Genomic DNA, 18038 nt, shown 5'->3' on the forward strand with positions numbered 1-18038 from the left:
GGCCGCGTCAATTCGCGGCCGCGCTGTCATTTGTTTTCGTCCCGCCTCAGCGCGGCTCAGCCAGCGGCGCCGGCACGCCAGCGCACGGCCATTTCCGCAACGCGCTTGCCGAGGTGCTTTGCCGTGGCGCGGTCGGCCGGCGGCGGCGCCACGTCCGGCCCGGCGTCGATGTCCGACTGGGCCATGGCGCCCAGATAGGCGCCGATCCGGTTGAGATCCTCAGGGCTGCCGGTGGTCGAATTGTTGCCGGGCATCATGCCGAGGCTGACCCAGACCATGCTCTGCTGGGCGGCAAAGAGCGAAAGCTCCACGAGCGTGTTCAGCTTGTCGCCCGACTGGCTGCCGGAATTGGTGAAGCCTGCCGCCAGCTTGTCCTTCCAGCTCTGCTCCATCCACGCCTTGGAGCCCTTTTCCATGAACTGCTTAAAGCGGGCCGAGGCGCTGCCCATATAGGTGGGCGCGCCGAAGATCATGGCGTCGACCCTGTTCAGGAGGTCGAACTGTTCTTCCGCCTCGTCGACGGTCAGGAAATGGACGACGACGCCGGGCACCTCGGCGACGCCGTCGCGAACGGCCTCGGCCTGGACCTTCGTGTGGCCGTAGCCGCTATGATAAATCACGGCAACTTCGGCCGCACCTTCGGTGGTCATTTGAATAGCTCCTTGCAATGGATGGGCGATCGGGAGGGATCGCCGCAAATCCGTGTCAGACCCGCAAGTGGCGCATCGCATCCGGAATTGCAATTACGTACAAAATTGATAGGTAGTATCAAATTAGGTACTGGAAACCGTCACGAGCGCCAATATTGCGCGGCGAAAACGCGGACACATCGGAAAAGCACAGATGGCCAAAGACCTCGACCCCGACAGCATGCACTGCAACTGCCCGGTGACGACGACGCTGGAAATCCTCGGCGGGCGCTGGAAGCCGATCATCCTTTATTGCCTGCAGGACGGCCCGGTCCGCTTCAACGCCCTGAAACGGATGATCCCGGGCATCACCCAGCGGATGCTGACGCTGAGCCTGCGCGAGCTGGAGACCGACGGGCTGATCCTCAGGCATGTGCGCGAGGTGGTGCCGCCGCATGTGGACTACGCCATGAGCCCGCTCGGCGACAGCCTGCGCCCCGTGCTCCATGCCATGAACGAATGGGGCGCCTACTACCGGACGCAGACGACGCCGCAAAAGGCCAGATCCGACGCGGCCTGACGCCGGCACGGCGGCGCGGCGGAGGCAAATGGTCGCGACCGGCTGCTGCCCGCCGCCCACAAGAACGTGAACGGCTTCCCGCAATTTTTTCGCAATTGCAGATTATCCGGACGCTTGCCATAACGAATGCCGATTCCCGGCTGCGGCCACCGAGCCGGACAATGCCGGTCCACAACGACAAGGATCCTAGCTATGCGTTCACCTCTGAGGGCTCTGGCCGTTGCGGCCGTTCTGGGCAGCCTCGCGTTCCTGCCGGCAGGCGCACAGGCCGAGGAAAAGGAAGGCACGATCGCCAGGATGGACACCAATATCGGCGCCATCATCCTGACCGACGGGACCCAGATCATGCTGCCGGAGGAGTTCAACGTCGAAGGCCTCGACCCGGGCAAGCACATCTATGTCGATTTCGACGTCATCGATGGCCAGAAGGTGGCCCAGATCATCGAGATCATCGGCGAAGACCAGCCGGCCGAATAGCCCACCGCCGCCGCCTTTCTCAGATCCAGATCAGTTCGCCGTCCTGCCAGCGAAAGGCCCGGTCCTGGGGCGCTTCCTGGACCGGGATCTCCTGGCTGTTAAGGCCGAGGAGAAATCCGCGCAAGGCCCGGCTGGTGCCGCCATGGGCCACGCACAGCGTCGGCGCCTCTAGGGCGTCGTACCAGGCCTTTACCCGTTCCGACATCGTCGCGTAGCTCTCGCCGTCCTCGGGCGTAAAGGCCCATTTGTCGGCCTTGCGAGAGGCAAAGGCGTCCGCGTCGCGGGCCTTGATCTCCTTATAGGTGAAGCCCTCCCAGACGCCGAACTTCACTTCTGCTACCCGTTGCTCGATGCGATAGCCGTCGCGGGCCAGGCCCATCGCCGCACGGGCGATCTCCATCGTCTCGCGGGCGCGGCCGAGCGGCGAGGCGATGAAATCGAGGCCCGCCGGGTCGATCCCCTCTTTCTCGAAATGTTGCTTGAGCGCCAGCCCGTTGCGGCGCGCCTCGGCGCGGCCGGTATCGTTCAGCGGAATGTCGGTCTGGCCCTGCAGGCGGCCTTCCACATTCCAGTCGGTCTGGCCGTGGCGCAGGAAATAGAGCACGGGAGGGGCCATCGCGGGCACCTTTCGCTTCGGATGGTGTCTTGTCTTGGGGCCGGGGGAGGCCGGCCGGACATGGTCAGACCTTCAGCACCAGCTTGCCGACATTGCCGCCGGTATAGAGGAGCCTCAATGTCTCGGGGAAGGCATCGATGCCGCCCTCGCGCACGTCCTCGCGGAATTTCAGGCGCCCCTCGCCGGCCCACATGGCAAGCGCGGTCGCCGCTTCCTCGTAGCGGTCGGCGAAGTCGAAGATGACGAAGCCGCGAACGGTCAGGCGGTTGACGAGGACGGAGCGCAGGTTCTTCGGGCCGGGCAACGGCTCGCTGGCGCTATAGGCGGAGATCAGGCCGCACAGGGGGATGCGGCCGAAGGTGTTCATCAGCGGCAGCACGGTGTCGAGGATCTCGCCGCCGACGTTCTCGAAATAGACGTCGATGCCGTCCGGGCAGGCCGCGGCCAGTTCGCCGCCGAGATTGCCGGCCTTGTAGTCGACGCAGGCATCGAAGCCGTATTCCTCGGTGACGACGCGGCACTTCTCCGGCCCGCCGGCAATGCCGACCGCGCGGGCGCCCTGGATCTTGGCGATCTGGCCGACCATGGAGCCGACAGCGCCGGCGGCGGCCGAGACCACCACCGTCTCGCCCTTCTTCGGACGGCCGATGTCGATGAGGCCGAAATAGGCCGTCGTACCGGGCATGCCGAAGCCGCCGATCCAGCGCTCCAGCGGCGCCTTGTCGGTGTCGACGACGAGCGCACCCTGGCCGTCGGAGATGGCGTATTTCTGGGCGCCGAAGAGCCCCGTCACCTTGTCGCCCGGTTTGAACAGGGGGTGGTTGGAGACCTCGACCTCGCCGGCGGCAAAGGCACGCATGATGCCGCCGATGGAGACCGGCGGGGCGTAGCTCTTGCCGGCGTTCATCCAGCCGCGCATGGCGGGGTCGAGCGAAATGCAGGCGATGCGGACGCGGAACTCGCCCTCACCCGGTTCCGGGATCGGCTCGTCGGCGATGGTGAAGTCGTCGTTCGAGACGAGCCCGACCGGACGGCGGGCCAGGCGGACGACGCGATTCTGTTCAGTCATGGCATCCTTGGCGTATCGGTCGACCGCGCAGCGGCGGTGCGGCCCGTTCTAGACGGTGGAGATATCCGGCGCGTCCACGGCCTTCATGCCGACCACGTGGTAGCCGGAATCGACGTGGTGGATCTCGCCGGTGACGCCGCGGCCGAGATTGGAGACGAGGTAGAGCGCGGCGTCGCCGACCTCCTCGATCGAGACCGTCTTGCGCAGCGGCGCGTTGTATTCGTTCCACTTCAGGATATAGCGGAAGTCGCCGATGCCGGAGGCGGCCAGCGTCTTGATCGGGCCGGCCGAGACCGCGTTGACGCGGATGCCCGAGGGGCCGAGATCGGCGGCCAGGTACCGCACGCTCGCCTCAAGCGCCGCCTTGGCGACGCCCATGACGTTGTAGTGCGGCATCACCTTCTCGGCGCCGTAATAGGTCAGCGTCAGGATCGAGCCGCCCTCCGGCATCAGCTTTTCGGCGCGCTGGGCGACGGCCGTCAGCGAATAGCAGGAGATCAGCATGGTCTTGGAAAAATTGTCGGCCGAGGTCTCGACGTAGCGGCCGGTCAGCTCGCCCTTGTCGGAAAAGGCGACCGCATGGACGACGAAATCGATGGTGCCCCACTGGCGTTCCAGCTCGGAGAAAACGGCGTCGATGCTGACTTCGTCGGTGACGTCGCAATGGCCGACGACGATGCCGCCAAGCTCTTCGGCGAGCGGCTCGACGCGCTTTCTAAGTGCGTCGCCCTGGTAGGTCAGCGCGATCGTGGCGCCGTGGGTCTGCAGGGCTTTGGCGATGCCCCAGGCGATCGAGCGGTTGTTGGCCACCCCCATGATCAACCCGCGCTTGCCCGCCATCAATGCACGCGATTCAACCATGTCTGCCCCTTCGTCACCGCTCGCCAAGAACGCGCACCACTTACCGGTAATCCGGCTTCCTATGGCACAGCAGGGGGATGCCTGCAAGCCGGCGAAGCATGGGGAGAGGGCGCCGCAGCGCACCCGTTGCGGCCCGCAAGCGTGGCCGAACAGCGCAGTTTGACGGTCTTTCCCAAAAGAGCGAATGCAAGGGAAACGGCGGCTTGCCGGCGGCCGGATCGTTTCACAAATTATTTCAGTCGGATACATCGCAGGTCGCGGAGAAGGGCGGACAATGGCGCGATCCGGCGTTATGGTCGCGGCAACGGACCCGGCCAACGCGGTCCCTGCCCCATTCACGAAAAACGCTTGCTGCCATGACCGAAACCGCCATCGATTCCGACACGCTCGACGCCCTTGCCGCCATCGTCGGCCCCGGCAATGCACTGACGGCCGACGAGGATACCCATCCCTACTGCATCGAGATGCGCGATCTCTTCGTCGGCAGGACGCCGCTGGTGCTGCGCCCCGGCTCGGCGGAGGAGATCTCCAAGATTCTGAGGCTTGCCAACGAGCGCGGCATCGCAATCGTGCCCCAGGGCGGCAATACCGGCCTCGTCGGCGCCCAGGTGCCGGACGAGAGCGGCGCGGAGATCATCCTTGCCACCGACCGGCTCGATGCGATCCGTTCCGTCGATCCGGTGGAAAACACCATGACGGTGGAGGCCGGCGTCATCCTTGAGAACATCCATGCGGCAGCCGACGAAGTCGACCGACTGTTTCCGCTGACGCTCGCCGCGCAAGGGTCCTGCCGGATCGGCGGCAACATTTCGACCAATGCCGGCGGCACGGCGGTGCTGGCCTATGGCAACACGCGGGCTCTGATCCTCGGGCTCGAGGTGGTGCTGCCGACGGGCGAGATCTGGAACGGGCTCAGGAGCCTGCACAAGGACAATACCGGCTACGACCTGAAGCAGCTCTTCATCGGCGGCGAAGGCACGCTCGGCGTCGTCACCGCTGCGGTCCTCAAGCTCTTTCCCAAGCCCCGCAGCCAGGAAGTGGCGCTTGCCGGCCTTGCCGATCCGGCCAAGGCGCTGGAGCTTCTCAACGTCGCCCAGGCCCATGCCGGGCCGCTGCTGACCGGTTTCGAACTGATGCCGCGGCTCGGCATCGAGTTCGTCCTGAAACACCTGCCGGGCGCCCGCGATCCGCTCGAAGGTCCCCATCCCTGGTACGTGCTCGTGGAAATCTCCTCCAATTCCGACGACATCCCGGCGCGGCAGCTCCTGGAATCGATGTTCGAGGAGGCGTTCGAAAAGGAGATCGCGACCGACGCCGTCGTTGCCGAATCGGTCGCCCAGGCCGAAGCCCTGTGGCAGATCCGCCATTCGCTGTCGGAAGTGCAGAAGTCCGAGGGCGGCTCCATCAAGCACGACGTCTCGGTGCCGGTCTCAAAGATCCCGGCGTTCCTCGACAAGGGAATGGCGGCGGCCGCCGACCTCATTCCGGGCATCCGGCCGGTGCCGTTCGGCCACATGGGCGACGGCAACATCCACTTCAACTTCTCCCAGCCGGAAGGGGCGGACAAGGCCGACTACCTTGCGCGCTGGGACGAGCTCAACGCCGTGATCCACGGCATCGTCGCGGAGTTCGGCGGCTCGATCTCGGCCGAGCACGGCATCGGCAAGCTGAAGAAGAAGCTTCTGCCGGACGTGAAGAGCGAGATCGAACTGGACCTGATGCGGCGCATCAAGGCGGCGTTCGATCCCAACAACATCCTCAATCCGGGACGGGTGCTTTAGGCGACAAGCGCGAACGATCTCCAGGCGTGACCTGAACGCGGTCAGCCGCCTCAATCGGGGAAGTCGGAGCGGCGCAGGAGCGACAGCACGATGGTGAGCCCGGCGCCCATGGCGCCGATGGTGAAAAGGACCTGCAGGCTCGATGAGGCGGCGATCGCCAGTGTTGCCTCCGGTAATGCCGGGTGACGGGCGCTCAGCGCCATCAGGCTGCCGATGCATTCCGTCGCAGCGCTTCCCGGCACCATCGGAATGCAGCCGGCCAGCGCCAGGGCGCTGCCGGCGCGATGGTGGCCGCCGAGCGACAGGTCGAGGCATTCCACGGCAAGGGCGACCGCGGCCGCGGCGACGAAGGACGCGGCCTCCAACGGCCAGCCGACCTCAAGCCCGAGCGTGCGCACGCCAAGAGCGATGCCGCCGGCCGCCCCGGCCCACAGCAGCGCCAGCGGCGCGAAATTGAAGAGCACGCCGAAGCCGGCGGCCGCCAGCGCGCCGAACAGTGCCTGGTGGAGGACACCGTGGCTCTCGGCCAGCGGATCGGTATTGATACCGTCCAGCGCCACATGGGAGAGCGCGACGCCGACGGTGACGAAGACGAGCACCATGGCGACGGTGACGAAGCGCGCACTGCCCAGGGTCGGGAAGCCTTGCATGATATCGGTCTGGGCGTTGAGGGCCGGAACGCCGGGCACCAGCATCAGCACCGCGGCGCTCATGGCGATCGCCACCATGGCGCTGCCGGCGACGAGCGCCAGGCCGCCGGCCATCAGCGAGGCGACGAGGGCGACGATGGCGGTGACGACGAAGACGTTGACGCCGCGGGCCGTTAGCAGCAACCGCACGGCCTGGCCGGCCGAGGCGGCGACCAGCACCGGCAGGAAGGCGGCCCAGTCGGCACCGAGCAACCGTCCGAAGGAGGCGCAGGCAAGCCCTGCGGCAAACGCGTTGAGGATTTTCGGATGGCGGGCGGTGTTGCCGAGCCGGTCGGAAAGGGCGGCCAGCGCCTCCGCCCGGTCCATGGTGCCTGCCTCGATGCGGCGGCAGATGTCCCGGACGGCGTGGTTGAGCCGCATGTTCACGCCGTGATGGCCGACCGAAATCATCCGCGTGATGGTCTGGGCGCCGCTGGTCACCGTCAGCGAGACGGAGGCAAAGCCGATGCGGCTGTGGATATGGCTGGCGCCGAGACCCCGTGCCGCCTTTTCCATGCCCTGGCGCACGACCTCGCAGCGCGCGCCCGTCTCCATCAGGATGCGTCCGGCCTCCAGCGCCGTCATGGCGATCTGCTCCAGGTCGCGGTGGCGCAGGATGACGGGATCGGTCTCGGTGGTCATCGGGACGCTCTCGCTGGCAATCGATTGTCGGGCGGTCTTGGGGAGGACCATCCCCATAACAACCGATGGCGGACAGCCGTTCCACGGCGCCGCGGTTGAGCGAGCGTTTTTGCCCCAGTCGAAAAGGCAGCCGGCGACGAGAGACTATCTGGTCGCCGGCAGGGCGTCGGGGGCCGCGAACAGATCGCCAAAAAGGCTGTCGCGGGCCCTGAAACCGGGCGCCACGGGCTGGCGTTCGCTGTCCTGGATCAGCCGGGCGAAGACGACGGCCCGGCCGTCCTTTCGCGCCCAGCCGACGAACCAGCCATAGGGCTGGCCCCTGAGCAGGGTGGCGTCCGGCTTGCGCGGCAATCCGGCGCCCGTCTTGCCGTGGACATGCCAGCCGCCCGGCTGCACGCCGTAGTCGGTGAGCGCCTCCGTCATGGCAATGGCGCGGTCGCTGACCGGCAGCTTCCGCGTCACCAGCTTGCGCAGAAACGCCAGTTGTTCGAGCGGTGATATCTGCAGGGACGAACTTAGCCAGGCCCTGGTCAAGCCGTTGTCCTTTCCCGGATCGCCGGAGACGTCGGCGTTGCCGTAGCCGAAGGCGCGCACATAGCCGCGGAAGCGCTCGTCCCCAAGAGCCTCGGTGACCTTCTGCGAATACCAGACCACGGACTTTTCCATCCACCGGGCCGGATCCGTCGTCGCGCGCCACGCCGGAATCCAGTCGACATAGCCATCGCGAAACGGCAGGGCCGGCGTGTGCACGTCCTTCAGGATGCCGGCATCAAAACCCATCAGGCTGATGGCGATCTTGAACGTGGAGGCAGGCGTCACGCGGCGATCGCAGGTGCCTTGTTGCTCGATCACGTCGCCGGTCGCGGCGTCGGCAACAACGGTACACAGGGTGACCGTTTCGGCTCGCGCAGGCGACGATGCCACGAGACCGGCGCCAAGGAGCAGGACAATCGCATGTTTCATCCGCAGTTCCTTCTCCATCGCCGGCGGGGGTTCAGCGCGACTCGATCGCGTGCGGTCTCATGCCGCGACAACGGCATTGCGCACAAGGGCGGCAAGAATGCGGGGCTATAGCAACGACATCTGGCCGTCGTCGGGCGGCGTGGCGGCTTTCTTTTTCGGCGCCGGCTTCTTCTCAGGGATCGGCACCATCTCCTCCGGCGCGATTTCCGCGACGAGCCCGGCATCGTCATTGGCAACGGCGTTGACCCGGGTGGAGACGGGGATGGCCGCAAAGAGGTCATCCGGCGCCGGGCGCAGCATTTCGGAGGCTTCCTTCGCCGAGACCTCGACCGTGTTGAGCCAGGCTTCGAAATTCTCAGGCGCAATGACCGCCGGCATGCGGTTGTGGATCTCGGCCGTGGACGCGTTCGCCGCCGTGGTCAGGATGGCGCCGGTCTCCACGTCGCCGCCGTCCGGCCCCGACCAGCTCTCCCACAGGCCGGCAAAGGCGACCACGCCGCCATCCTTCGGCGCCACCCAGTAGGGCTGCTTGCGGCCGTCGCGGCGCTGCCATTCGTAGAAGCCATTCGCCGGAATGAGGCAGCGGCGGTGGCGCATGGCGGCCCGGAAGGCCGGCTTTTCCGCCGCGGTCTCGGAGCGGGCATTGATCAGCAGCGAGAAATCGGCCGGATCCTTGACCCAGCCAGGCACTAGGCCCCAGCGCACCAGCACGAAGCGGCGGGCGCCGTTTTCCAGCCGGACGGTGGCAATCGGCTGGGTCGGGGCGATGTTGTAGCGCGGCGGGAAATTCGGCTGGTCCCCATAGGCGAACACGCGCCGGATTGTTGCCGGGATTTCGGAAAGGGCGAAGCGGCCGCACATCGATCGTAAGTCCTCTCCAGGGCACCTTGCTCACAGGTTGCATCGTTTTGCGGGTAAGCATTTCGCAACCACGAGCGCATACAGTTCCTCAAGTTGGGTCGCGCCACCCTTTGGCAAGACCCTAACACCCGGCGCCCGCCAGCGGGCAAAGCGATGGATGGATCGACAGGTGGCAACGGCGGCAAATGCGGCTGCAGATGCGTTGAGCCCGGAGCGGCTTGTCGAAGCCAATATCCATCCGGAATCCCTTCTGGCGACCGATTATCTCAACCATTTCAATGAGATCATCATGCTCATGGAGATGCTGCCGGAGATGCCGGACTGCGCCGAGGACGTGCTCGCCTGGGAGCCGTGCAGCTACCAGCAGCATTTCGAGGTCTCCGGCTTCAAGGACCGCGACCTCGCCATCCTTGCCTACGAATCGGCGCCGGTGGCGATCCGCGCCGACTTCGACACGACGATCGCCCGCATCGATGGCCACCTCGTCGCCGCCCAGAACATGCTGCGCGAGGCCGAACCTGGCGATTTCGAAAGCCACGGGCGACTGGCCGCGCTCGCCGTTGACGAGCTTCGGCCGTTGATTTCCAGGGCCCGGGCCCTCGTCCATGGCGAGATCGCGGCGATGCCGTCGATCAACGACACCTCCGAGGAAAATACCCAGTCGGCCATCGACGAGCTTTTCGAGTAAGCTGTTCCTTTGCTCCCGCCCGGGAGTACACGGAGACATCGATGGCCCGCCAGACACAATCAGACACCCGCCGGCGCACCGGCAGCCGCAGCGGAACGGGTTCGGGAACCCGCACCGGATCGGGCATGAAGCATCCCCTTGCCGAAGCCGGGACGGGCCCCTTTCCAAGGCTCGCCGCCTCGATCGCGGTCTGGCGTGGCGACGAAGTCTTGCTCGTCCAGCGCAAGAAGCCGCCGCTTGCGGGCGTGTGGAGCCTTCCCGGCGGCCATGTGGAGCCCGGCGAGACAGTGGCCGCGGCAGCGCTTCGCGAGCTTGGCGAAGAGACGTCGGTGACGGCGGAAGTCCTCGGCCTCGTCGACATCGTCGACGTCATCCGCCGCGACCGCGGCGGCGCGCTTGAAGCCCACTATGCCATCGCCTCGTTCTGCGGCCGCTATGTGGACGGCACCGCGGCACCGCTCGACGACGCGGCCGCGATACGCTGGACCGGGTTCGACGCGCTCTCGACCATGAACCTCACCGAGGGAACGGAGGCGATCGTGCGGCGGTCCTATGCCATCGCCTGCAACCGGCCGTCCTGACCGGGGCCGACGACGCCGGACTAGGGTCTTGCGCGCACGCGGCGTTCGGCCCATGTTGGCGCCCGCATTCGACCACAATCGGGGACGGCGTCTTGAGACGTGCCTTCAGGATATGGCTTGCCGGTGCGATTACCGCGGCTTTCGCGATTGCCCTTTTTGCCACCGCCCCGGCAGCGGCCCAGACGACCGGCGAGGCCGAAGCGCCGTCAGCCAAGTCGGAGGCCCCGCCCTATGATCCCCAGCTCCTCAGGCTGTCGGAGATCCTCGGCGCGGTGCACTACCTGACGACGCTGTGCAAATCCGATGGCGAGCAGGTCTGGCGCGAGGAGATGTCGAAGCTGATCGAGGCGGAGGCGCCCGACGCGGAGCGCAAGCGCCTGATCGTCGATGCCTTCAACCGCGGCTATCACGGATTTTCCAACGTCTACACCCGCTGCACACCGTCAGCGGAACTGGCGATCCAGCGCTATCTGCGCGAGGGCGCGGCGATCGCCCGGGACGTGGTCAACCGCTACGGGCGCTGAGCTTTCGTCGGGCGGCGGTGCCATGCCGGAACTTCCCGGTTTTTTGAAAGGTTAACGCGGCCGGCGCAATTGTTAGGATGCCGTTAACGTTTTCTTCAGAAACGGCGGGCGCCCCCCGGTGTGTTAATGTAGGGTAACCCGACTGCCACCGTCGGCGCATGCGCCGCGAACCAGGTTTGAGACACATGATGACGGACAGGACCGACCTCGGCGAGACGGGTATCGACGCCCAGAAGCGCGCGGCGCTCGACCACCTCTACGACGCCTGGGCCGAAGCGACGACGGAGGGCGTCGACAGCGACGTCTTCGTGCATGCGGCGCTGTTCGTCGCGCTTGCCGAAATGGTCGAGACCTATGGCGAGGTGGCCGTGGCCGAACTCGCCGCCTCGCTGCCGACCCGCATCCAGAGCGGCGAATTCACGGTCCGGCGGCTCTACCAGTAGGACCGGGCACGGCCGCTGTGGCAGCTTCGCCACGGCCGGCGATTCCCTGTTGACCGCACTCTTATTTCGGTCATCGAAATCCTGTATTCCATTGGCGATACGCGCGCCCTTCTCCGGGCACGCTTCAGCCAGATGCGGGATGAGACGATGATCCGCTGTGCCGTTTTCTTGTCAGCCGCCCTGCTTGCGACGATGCCGTGTGCCCTTGCCGCGCAGGAAAAGACCGTTCCCACCGAACGGATCGTCATCGACGAGTTGTCCAAGGAGAAGCCCGCCGGCGACACCGCGACGCCGGTGCCGGCGCCCGATGCCGTTGCGCCGGAGGCGACACCGGAGACCGGCGTCGAGGGGGATGCGGACGCTGCGTCGGAAGATCCCAAGCAGGCCGCGCCGCTGCCCGAGGTGCGCTACGGCAGGGCCGAACTCCCGGAACCGGTGCAGCGCATGCGCGAGGCGCTGATCGAGGCGGCGAAATCCGGCAATGTGGAAGAGTTGCGCACCGTCTTCGAAATGAACGAGCTGATGCCGACCCTTTCCTTCGGCGACATCACCGATCCGATTGAGCACCTGAAGAAGGCGTCCGGCGACGGCGAGGGCCGCGAGGTGATGGCGATTCTTCTGGAAGTGCTGGAGGCCGGCTGGGTCCATGTGGATGCCGGCAAGCCGTCGGAGATGTATGTCTGGCCCTATTTCGCCCAGTATCCGCTGGCCGACCTGACGCCGCCGCAACTCGTGGAGCTGTTCCGGATCGTCACCTCCTACGACTATCAGGAGATGCAGACCTACGGCACCTACATCTTCTACCGCGTCGGCATCGGCCCGGACGGCACGCTGCACTATTTCGTCGCCGGCGACTGAGCGGACCGGTCCCTCACAGGGTGAGGACGAGGCCGTCCTCGGCGCACTCGTAGGGCACCTCGTCCCGGCGGGCGAGCATTTCTTCGCTCATGTGGGTCAGCACCAGGCGCTTGGGGGAAATCTCGTCAAGGCGCTCCTCCAGGCTCGCCAGGTCGAGGTGGAGCGGCACCTTCTTGTCGCGGAAATAGGCCTCGGCGACGAAGAGATCGGCATTGCGGCCGAGATCGACCAGCGCGTCGGTCCCTTCCGTGTCGCCGGTATAGGCGATCACCCTTCCCTCCACCTCGAACCGGTAGCCGAAGAACGGTCCGCGCGGATTGCCGTGGGAGACCCGGCAGCCGGTGACCGTGACGCCATCGATGTCGGCGGGCGTTTTCGGCTCCAGCTCGACGAGCCGGGTCTCGAACTTGCGGAACACCGTGGAGGAGCCCGGAAACGCCGTTTCCAGCGCCCGCACCAGCCAGTCCTCGGTGCCCGGCGGGCCGACCACCGTCAGCGGCCCAGTGCGCTTTGAAAAGAACTGGGCATCGAGGATGAAGGGCGGCAGGCCGCCGAAATGGTCGGCGTGGAAATGGGTGACGAAGATCGTCCTGATGGCGTTGAGGTCGACGGCCTGACGCTTCAGGGCAACGAGCGACGTGGCGCCGCAATCGATGAGGAAATTGGCGTTGTCGCCGGTGACGTGAAAGCATGTGTTGAAGCGGCCGCCACTGCCGAAGGCATCGCCGCAGCCGACGAAGCGGAATTGCATGGTCTTCTCCCCCGGTATCGCCCCCTTTGCGGGACGCCTTTCGGGGCAGTCTACCAGAAACGGACGGGCTTGCCGCGGGACGGCGCGGTAACCTCGCCCTCCCACATGACGCGGGCGCCGCGGACCACCGTGCCGACCGGCCAGCCGGTCACCGTCATGCCGTCATAGGGCGTCCAGCCGCTCTTCGTGCCCATCATGTCGTCGCGGATGGTCTGCTTTCGTTTCAGGTCGAGGACGGTGAGGTCGGCGTCGTAGCCGACGGCGATGCGGCCCTTGCCCCTGATGCCGAACAGGCGGACAGCGCCGGCCGAGGTCAGGTCGACGAAGCGCTCCAGCGACAGCCGTCCGGCCGCAACATGATCGAGGAGGACCGGCACCAGCGTCTGCACGCCAGGCATGCCCGACGGGCTCTTCGGATAGGGATTGGCTTTTTCTTCAAGCGTGTGCGGCGCGTGGTCGGAGCCGACGACGTCGGCAACGCCCTGCGCAACGCCCCACCACAGCCCGTCCCGGTGGCGGGCATCGCGCACCGGCGGGTTCATCTGCAGCCGCGTGCCGAGGGTCGCATAGAGGTCGGCGGCGAGGGTCAGGTGCTGGGGCGTCACCTCCACGGTCGCGACGTCCTTGTTGTCGGCGAGAAAGCGGATCTCCTCCGCCGTCGTCACGTGCAGGACGTGGATCGGCGCGCCCGTCTCGCGGGCGATCTTGACGAGGCGCCTGGTGCAGCGGATCGCCGTTTCCTCGTCGCGCCAGACCGGGTGGGAGGCCGGATCGCCCTCGATCCGCTCGCCCTTTCGCTCTTCCAGCCGGTATTCGTCCTCCGAATGGAAGGCGGCGCGGCGGCGCGTCTTTTCAAGGATCGCCCGCACCCCCGGATCGTCCTCCACGAGGAGGTCGCCGGTGGAGGAGCCCATGAAGACCTTGATGCCGGCAGCGCCCGGCAGGCGCTCCAGCTCGGGGATGTCGGCGACGTTGTCGTGGGTGCCGCCGACCCAGAAGGCGAAGTCGCAATGCATGCGGTCCGTGCCGCGCGCGACCTTATCGGCGAGCGCCTCGGCACTGGTCGTCAGCGGATTGGTATTAGGCATCTCGAAGACCGCAGTGACACCGCCGAGAACGGCTGAAAGCGAGCCGGTCTCCAGGTCCTCCTTGTGCTCCAGGCCCGGTTCGCGGAAATGCACCTGGCTGTCGATGACCCCCGGAACGATGGTGAGGCCCGCGCAGTCGACGACCTCGCCGCTAGCAGCCGGGTCGAGCGACCCGATGGCGGCGATGCGGCCGTCCTTGACGGCGATGTCGCGGGCGCCGATGCCGTCGTGATTGGCCACCGTCGCATTCTTGAAAAGGGTGTCGTAGGTCGCGGGCATGGAGGGCTCCTCGGTTGTCCGTCCGGTTATAGGGGGACGGGCCTCGGGCGCCAAGCCGAACCGGGCGCCTTGTGCTGATCCCGGCCCGGCCCTATCTCTTCGGCAACGATGAGAGGCGGGGATTCGGGGTCAAAATGGCATTCTGCGAGTTATCCAATCGAGCCGTGGTGCGGATTTCCGGCGAGGAGGCGCATCACTTCCTGCAAGGACTCGTCACCAACGACATGGCGGCGGTAGACGAACAGGGCGCCGGTTTCGGCGCGCTGCTGACGCCCCAGGGCAAGATCCTCTTCGACTTCCTGATCGCGCGCGACAGCGACGGCTATCTTTTCGATACGCCGAAGGCGACGGTCGCCGACCTCGTCAAGCGGTTCTCTTTCTACAAGCTGCGGGCCAAAGTGGAGGTCGCCAACCTGTCCGACAGCCACATGGTGGTGGCGTTCTGGGACGCGGAGACAGCGCCGGACGTCGCCGGCACCGTCTTCGCCGATCCGCGCCACGCGGGCCTCGGCTACCGCGCCATCGTGGAGCGCGCCGGCTTCGCGCCCGCGGGCGATACGGCCGACGTCGACGCCTATACCGCGCACCGGGTCGCCATCGGCGTTCCGGAAGCCGGCGTCGATTTCGACTATGGTGAGGTGTTCCCGCACGACGTCGACATGGATTTCCTTGCCGGCCTCTCCTTCGCCAAGGGTTGCTTCGTCGGCCAGGAAGTGGTCTCGCGCATGCAGCACCGCGGCACGGCACGCCGGCGCGTGGTCAAGGCGAGCGCGCAGGCCGACCTGCCGGCGCCGGGAACCGCCATCACCGCCGGGGAAAAGACCATCGGCAGCCTCGGCTCGGTTGCGGGCACGGACGGCCTTGCGCTGGTGCGCATCGACCGGGCCAAGACGGCGATGGACGCCGGCACGCCGCTGCTTTCGGGGGATGCCGAGCTGACGCTCTCGATCCCGGACTGGGCCGGCTTCGGCTGGCCGGGGGCCGACGCGGAAAGCGCGTAACGGCGGTAACGAGACGGGGATTTGTCCATGGCCGACCGCGCCGGCGCTCCGCCCCGTGCCTGGCAGCGCATGCTGTCCGGGCGCAGGCTCGACCTCTTGGATCCCTCGCCGCTCGACGTGGAGATCGAGGACATCGCGCAAGGCATCGCCCGGGTCGCGCGCTGGAACGGCCAGACGGTCGGCGCACACGCCTATTCCGTCGCCCAGCACTCGCTGCTGGTGGAGGCGATCGCAGGGCGGATGGAGGCGGGGCTTTCGGCCAGCGACCGGCTGGCGGTGCTGCTCCACGATGCGCCGGAATACGTCATCGGCGACATGATCTCGCCGTTCAAGGCGGTGATCGGCGGCGACTACAAGGTGGTGGAGGCGCGGCTGCACGGTGCCATCCACCTGCGCTTCGGCCTGCCGGCAAAGCTGCCCGGGGCGCTTACGCGCCTCACCAAGCGGGCCGATATCGTCTCCGCCTATTTCGAGGCGACCCTCCTTGCCGGCTTCGAGGAGGCCGAGGCGGCGAAATACTTCGGCCGGCCGAACGGCTATCCGCTGGACAGCGACCCATCCTGGCGGGCGCTGCTGGAGCCTTGGCCGGCGGACACGGCGCAGCAGCGGTTCCTGGAGCGGTTTTTCGCGATCGACGCGGCGCGCTAAAGCGTATTCCCGAACCGAAGGTCCGCGTCAGCGAAAAGTGGGAACCGGTTTTCGGACGAGAATACGCGCAAGACAAAGAGGAGAGCATTTCGAGAGATCGAACGATCCCGAGAAGTGCTCGCGCGGTTGTCCACGCAGATGTTACCGCTTCGGCGCGAATAGGCCTTGCCAGCGACCGGCCCGCCGTAAACACTCGAATGGTTCAAAGGTGTTGCAAATGATTCATGTCTGTCCCCTGTCCCGGATCGACGAGACCGTGACGCGCACCGGCGCCAAGCGTCTCGTCACGCTGATCAATGCCGGCACCCCGGTGCCGCGCCCGGCCTCCATCGCGCCGGAGGATCACCTGTTCCTCGGCTTCAACGACATCACCGACTGCCAGGACGGCATGACGGAGCCCTGCGAGGACCATGTGCGGGAGTTCCTCGACTTCGTCGGCTCCTGGGACCGGGCCGACCCGATGGTGATCCATTGCTGGGCCGGCGTCAGCCGCTCCTCGGCCGGCGCCTATGTGGCGGCCTGCGCGCTCAACCCGAAGCGCGACGAGGCGATCATCGCCCGCCGGCTGCGCCGCGCCTCGGCCAAGGCGACGCCGAACGCCCTCTTCGTTGCCATCGCCGACCAGGTGCTGAAGCGCGAGGGCCGGATGACCGCGGCGATCCAGGAGATCGGCCGCGGCGCCATGGCGTTTGAAAACGACCCGTTCGAGCTTCCGATCGATTGACGGCGCCCTGCTGCTGGTAGAGCATCGGCAATCGGGAGCACACGAAGCGGCATGGCGGACAACCCCACCCTGGCACCCTTGAAAGCCGCGGAAAACGCGAGTTCCGGCGCGCGGATCGAAATCGGCCTCAACGCGGCGATCGTCGCGGTGGAGGATCCGACGCCGCTGATCCTCGTCGTCGGCGGCTGCGACCCTTCCGGCGAGCCGGAGAGCCTGCCCTACGGCCCGTTCGATCCCCTCACCCACCGCACCTTCGAGATCGGCCTCAGGTCCTGGGTCGCCGAGCAGGCGGCGCTGAAGCTCGGCCACGTCGAACAGCTCTACACCTTCGGCGACCGCGGCCGACATACGTTGCAGCAGCGGGATTCCGCCCCGCACGTGGTCTCGGTCGGCTATCTGGCGCTGACCCGGCCGGAGCCGCAGGCGCAGCTCGGCTTTGCCCGGGAAGGTGCCAACTGGCGGTCCTGGTATGCCTATTTCCCCTGGGAGGACTGGCGCGCCGGGCGCCCGGCCGTGCTCGACCAGACCATCCTGCCGCTGCTTCGCGAGTGGGCCGCAGAGCCGCCGGCGGCAGGTGCCCCGATGCGCGCACTCGGGCGCATCGAACGGCTGAGGCTCTCCTTCGGCGTCGACGGGCCGCCCTGGGACGAGGAGCGGGCGCTCGACCGCTACGAACTCCTCTACGAGGCCGGGCTCGCCATGGAAGCGCGGCGCGACGAACGGCCGGCGGCGCTGAGGCGCGACGAGATCCCGGCGCTCGGCCGGCCGATGCGGTTCGACCACCGGCGGATCCTGGCCACCGCCATTTCGCGGCTGCGCGCCAAGCTGAAATATCGCCCGGTCGTCTTCGAGCTGATGCCGGACACCTTCACCCTGACGGAACTGCAACGGACCGTGGAGGCGATCTCCGGGCGCCACCTGCACAAGCAGAATTTCCGCCGGCTGGTGGAAAAGACCGCGCTCGTGGAGCCGACCGGGGCGACCAGTGACCGCACGGGCGGGCGACCGGCCGCCCTCTTCCGGTTCCGGCGCGAGGTGCTCCTGGAGCGCCCGGCGCCGGGCCTCAGGTTCGGGTCGGCGGGCGCCTAGATTTCTATCACGGTCCTGCCGCGGACCTTGCCTTCCAGGATTGCGCCGGCCTTGTCGATGACCTCGTCGAGCGAGATCGTCGTCGTCAGCGCTTTCAGCTTGTCCTTGTCGAGATCGCGGGCAAGGCGGTCATAGGCCTCGATCCTCAGCGGCTTCGGCGCCATCACCGAGTCGATGCCGAGCAGCGAGACGCCGC

At 66.8% G+C, this 18038-nt stretch carries 21 protein-coding genes and 1 pseudogene; 12 read left to right on the top strand and 10 right to left on the bottom strand.

What is annotated here, in order from left to right:
• Positions 1 to 56: 56 nt before the first annotated feature.
• Positions 57 to 650, bottom strand: coding sequence for a flavodoxin family protein (locus CH339_RS22280; RefSeq protein ID WP_111436614.1), 594 nt, complete (start codon positions 648 to 650; stop codon positions 57 to 59).
• A 193-nt stretch (positions 651 to 843) separates the two neighbouring features.
• Between CH339_RS22280 and CH339_RS22285 the strand changes: the two genes are divergently transcribed.
• Together CH339_RS22285 and CH339_RS22290 are read left to right on the top strand one after the other, a co-directional pair.
• Positions 844 to 1209, top strand: a complete 366-nt coding sequence (locus CH339_RS22285) for a winged helix-turn-helix transcriptional regulator (RefSeq protein ID WP_244669152.1) — start codon at positions 844 to 846, stop codon at positions 1207 to 1209.
• Positions 1210 to 1401: 192 nt separating this feature from the next.
• Entirely contained in the window at positions 1402 to 1686 is a 285-nt protein-coding gene (locus tag CH339_RS22290) for a DUF1344 domain-containing protein (RefSeq protein WP_170138624.1), read from the top strand.
• Between the two features lie 19 nt (positions 1687 to 1705).
• Here the strand turns inward: CH339_RS22290 and CH339_RS22295 are convergent, their stop codons facing one another.
• From CH339_RS22295 to fabI, 3 genes are all read right to left on the bottom strand, one after another.
• Complete coding sequence (locus CH339_RS22295) at positions 1706 to 2302, bottom strand: histidine phosphatase family protein (protein WP_111436616.1); 597 nt, start codon at positions 2300 to 2302, stop codon at positions 1706 to 1708.
• Positions 2303 to 2366: 64 nt separating this feature from the next.
• A complete protein-coding gene (locus CH339_RS22300; RefSeq protein WP_111436617.1) occupies positions 2367 to 3371 on the bottom strand; it encodes an NADP-dependent oxidoreductase in 1005 nt (334 codons plus the stop codon).
• A gap of 48 nt (positions 3372 to 3419) precedes the next feature.
• Entirely contained in the window at positions 3420 to 4232 is an 813-nt protein-coding gene (gene fabI, locus CH339_RS22305; RefSeq protein ID WP_111436618.1) for an enoyl-ACP reductase FabI, read from the bottom strand.
• A 356-nt stretch (positions 4233 to 4588) separates the two neighbouring features.
• Here fabI and CH339_RS22310 point away from each other — a divergent pair, with 356 nt between their 5' ends.
• The gene (locus CH339_RS22310; protein ID WP_111436619.1) at positions 4589 to 6013 is read left to right on the top strand and encodes an FAD-binding oxidoreductase; all 1425 of its coding nucleotides are present in this window, start codon (positions 4589 to 4591) and stop codon (positions 6011 to 6013) included.
• Between the two features lie 50 nt (positions 6014 to 6063).
• Here CH339_RS22310 and CH339_RS25005 read toward each other — a convergent pair whose 3' ends face one another.
• From CH339_RS25005 to CH339_RS22325, 3 genes are all read right to left on the bottom strand, one after another.
• Positions 6064 to 7344, bottom strand: coding sequence for a threonine/serine exporter family protein (locus tag CH339_RS25005; RefSeq protein WP_244669153.1), 1281 nt, complete (start codon positions 7342 to 7344; stop codon positions 6064 to 6066).
• 144 nt (positions 7345 to 7488) lie between these two features.
• Positions 7489 to 8325 carry a class D beta-lactamase gene (gene blaOXA, locus CH339_RS22320; RefSeq protein WP_201241033.1) on the bottom strand — a complete coding sequence of 279 codons (837 nt, stop codon included), beginning with the start codon at positions 8323 to 8325 and terminating at the stop codon, positions 7489 to 7491.
• An 87-nt stretch (positions 8326 to 8412) separates the two neighbouring features.
• A complete protein-coding gene (locus tag CH339_RS22325; protein ID WP_111436620.1) occupies positions 8413 to 9168 on the bottom strand; it encodes an SOS response-associated peptidase in 756 nt (251 codons plus the stop codon).
• Between the two features lie 169 nt (positions 9169 to 9337).
• Here CH339_RS22325 and CH339_RS22330 point away from each other — a divergent pair, with 169 nt between their 5' ends.
• The 5 genes from CH339_RS22330 (at position 9338) to CH339_RS22350 (ending at position 12262) form a co-directional block, all read left to right on the top strand.
• Positions 9338 to 9856, top strand: coding sequence for a hypothetical protein (locus tag CH339_RS22330; RefSeq protein ID WP_201241034.1), 519 nt, complete (start codon positions 9338 to 9340; stop codon positions 9854 to 9856).
• Positions 9857 to 9897: 41 nt separating this feature from the next.
• Positions 9898 to 10437: an NUDIX hydrolase gene (locus CH339_RS22335; protein ID WP_111436622.1), complete on the top strand. Its 540-nt coding sequence runs from the start codon at positions 9898 to 9900 to the stop codon at positions 10435 to 10437.
• 92 nt (positions 10438 to 10529) lie between these two features.
• A complete protein-coding gene (locus CH339_RS24845) occupies positions 10530 to 10961 on the top strand; it encodes a TIGR02301 family protein (RefSeq protein ID WP_170138625.1) in 432 nt (143 codons plus the stop codon).
• Positions 10962 to 11146: 185 nt separating this feature from the next.
• Positions 11147 to 11404 (top strand): hypothetical protein, encoded by a 258-nt coding sequence (locus CH339_RS22345; protein WP_111436624.1) that lies wholly within the window; start codon positions 11147 to 11149, stop codon positions 11402 to 11404.
• Between the two features lie 147 nt (positions 11405 to 11551).
• Entirely contained in the window at positions 11552 to 12262 is a 711-nt protein-coding gene (locus tag CH339_RS22350) for a hypothetical protein (RefSeq protein ID WP_170138626.1), read from the top strand.
• 13 nt (positions 12263 to 12275) lie between these two features.
• Here CH339_RS22350 and CH339_RS22355 read toward each other — a convergent pair whose 3' ends face one another.
• Together CH339_RS22355 and CH339_RS22360 are read right to left on the bottom strand one after the other, a co-directional pair.
• On the bottom strand, positions 12276 to 13013 hold the full coding sequence (locus tag CH339_RS22355; protein ID WP_111436625.1) for an MBL fold metallo-hydrolase: 738 nt from the start codon (positions 13011 to 13013) through the stop codon (positions 12276 to 12278).
• Positions 13014 to 13063: 50 nt separating this feature from the next.
• Positions 13064 to 14380, bottom strand: a complete 1317-nt coding sequence (locus CH339_RS22360; RefSeq protein WP_111436626.1) for a dihydroorotase — start codon at positions 14378 to 14380, stop codon at positions 13064 to 13066.
• Positions 14381 to 14514: 134 nt separating this feature from the next.
• On the opposite strand from CH339_RS22360, the gene ygfZ reads away from it, so the two are divergent.
• From ygfZ to CH339_RS22380, 4 genes are all read left to right on the top strand, one after another.
• Positions 14515 to 15381, top strand: a complete 867-nt coding sequence (ygfZ, locus tag CH339_RS22365) for a CAF17-like 4Fe-4S cluster assembly/insertion protein YgfZ (protein ID WP_111436627.1) — start codon at positions 14515 to 14517, stop codon at positions 15379 to 15381.
• Between the two features lie 21 nt (positions 15382 to 15402).
• The gene (locus tag CH339_RS22370; RefSeq protein ID WP_111436628.1) at positions 15403 to 16029 is read left to right on the top strand and encodes an HD domain-containing protein; all 627 of its coding nucleotides are present in this window, start codon (positions 15403 to 15405) and stop codon (positions 16027 to 16029) included.
• Positions 16030 to 16246: 217 nt separating this feature from the next.
• Positions 16247 to 16753, top strand: a complete 507-nt coding sequence (locus CH339_RS22375) for a tyrosine phosphatase family protein (protein WP_111436629.1) — start codon at positions 16247 to 16249, stop codon at positions 16751 to 16753.
• Between the two features lie 51 nt (positions 16754 to 16804).
• On the top strand, positions 16805 to 17842 hold the full coding sequence (locus CH339_RS22380; protein ID WP_244669155.1) for an NUDIX hydrolase: 1038 nt from the start codon (positions 16805 to 16807) through the stop codon (positions 17840 to 17842).
• Here the strand turns inward: CH339_RS22380 and CH339_RS24850 are convergent.
• Positions 17839 to 18038 (bottom strand): annotated as a pseudogene (locus CH339_RS24850) (oxidoreductase); the annotation flags it as partial. The gene CH339_RS22380 and the pseudogene CH339_RS24850 sit on opposite strands and share 4 nt — an antisense overlap.

This window comes from Rhodobium orientis (assembly GCF_003258835.1).
Lineage (GTDB): Bacteria > Pseudomonadota > Alphaproteobacteria > Rhizobiales > Rhodobiaceae > Rhodobium > Rhodobium orientis.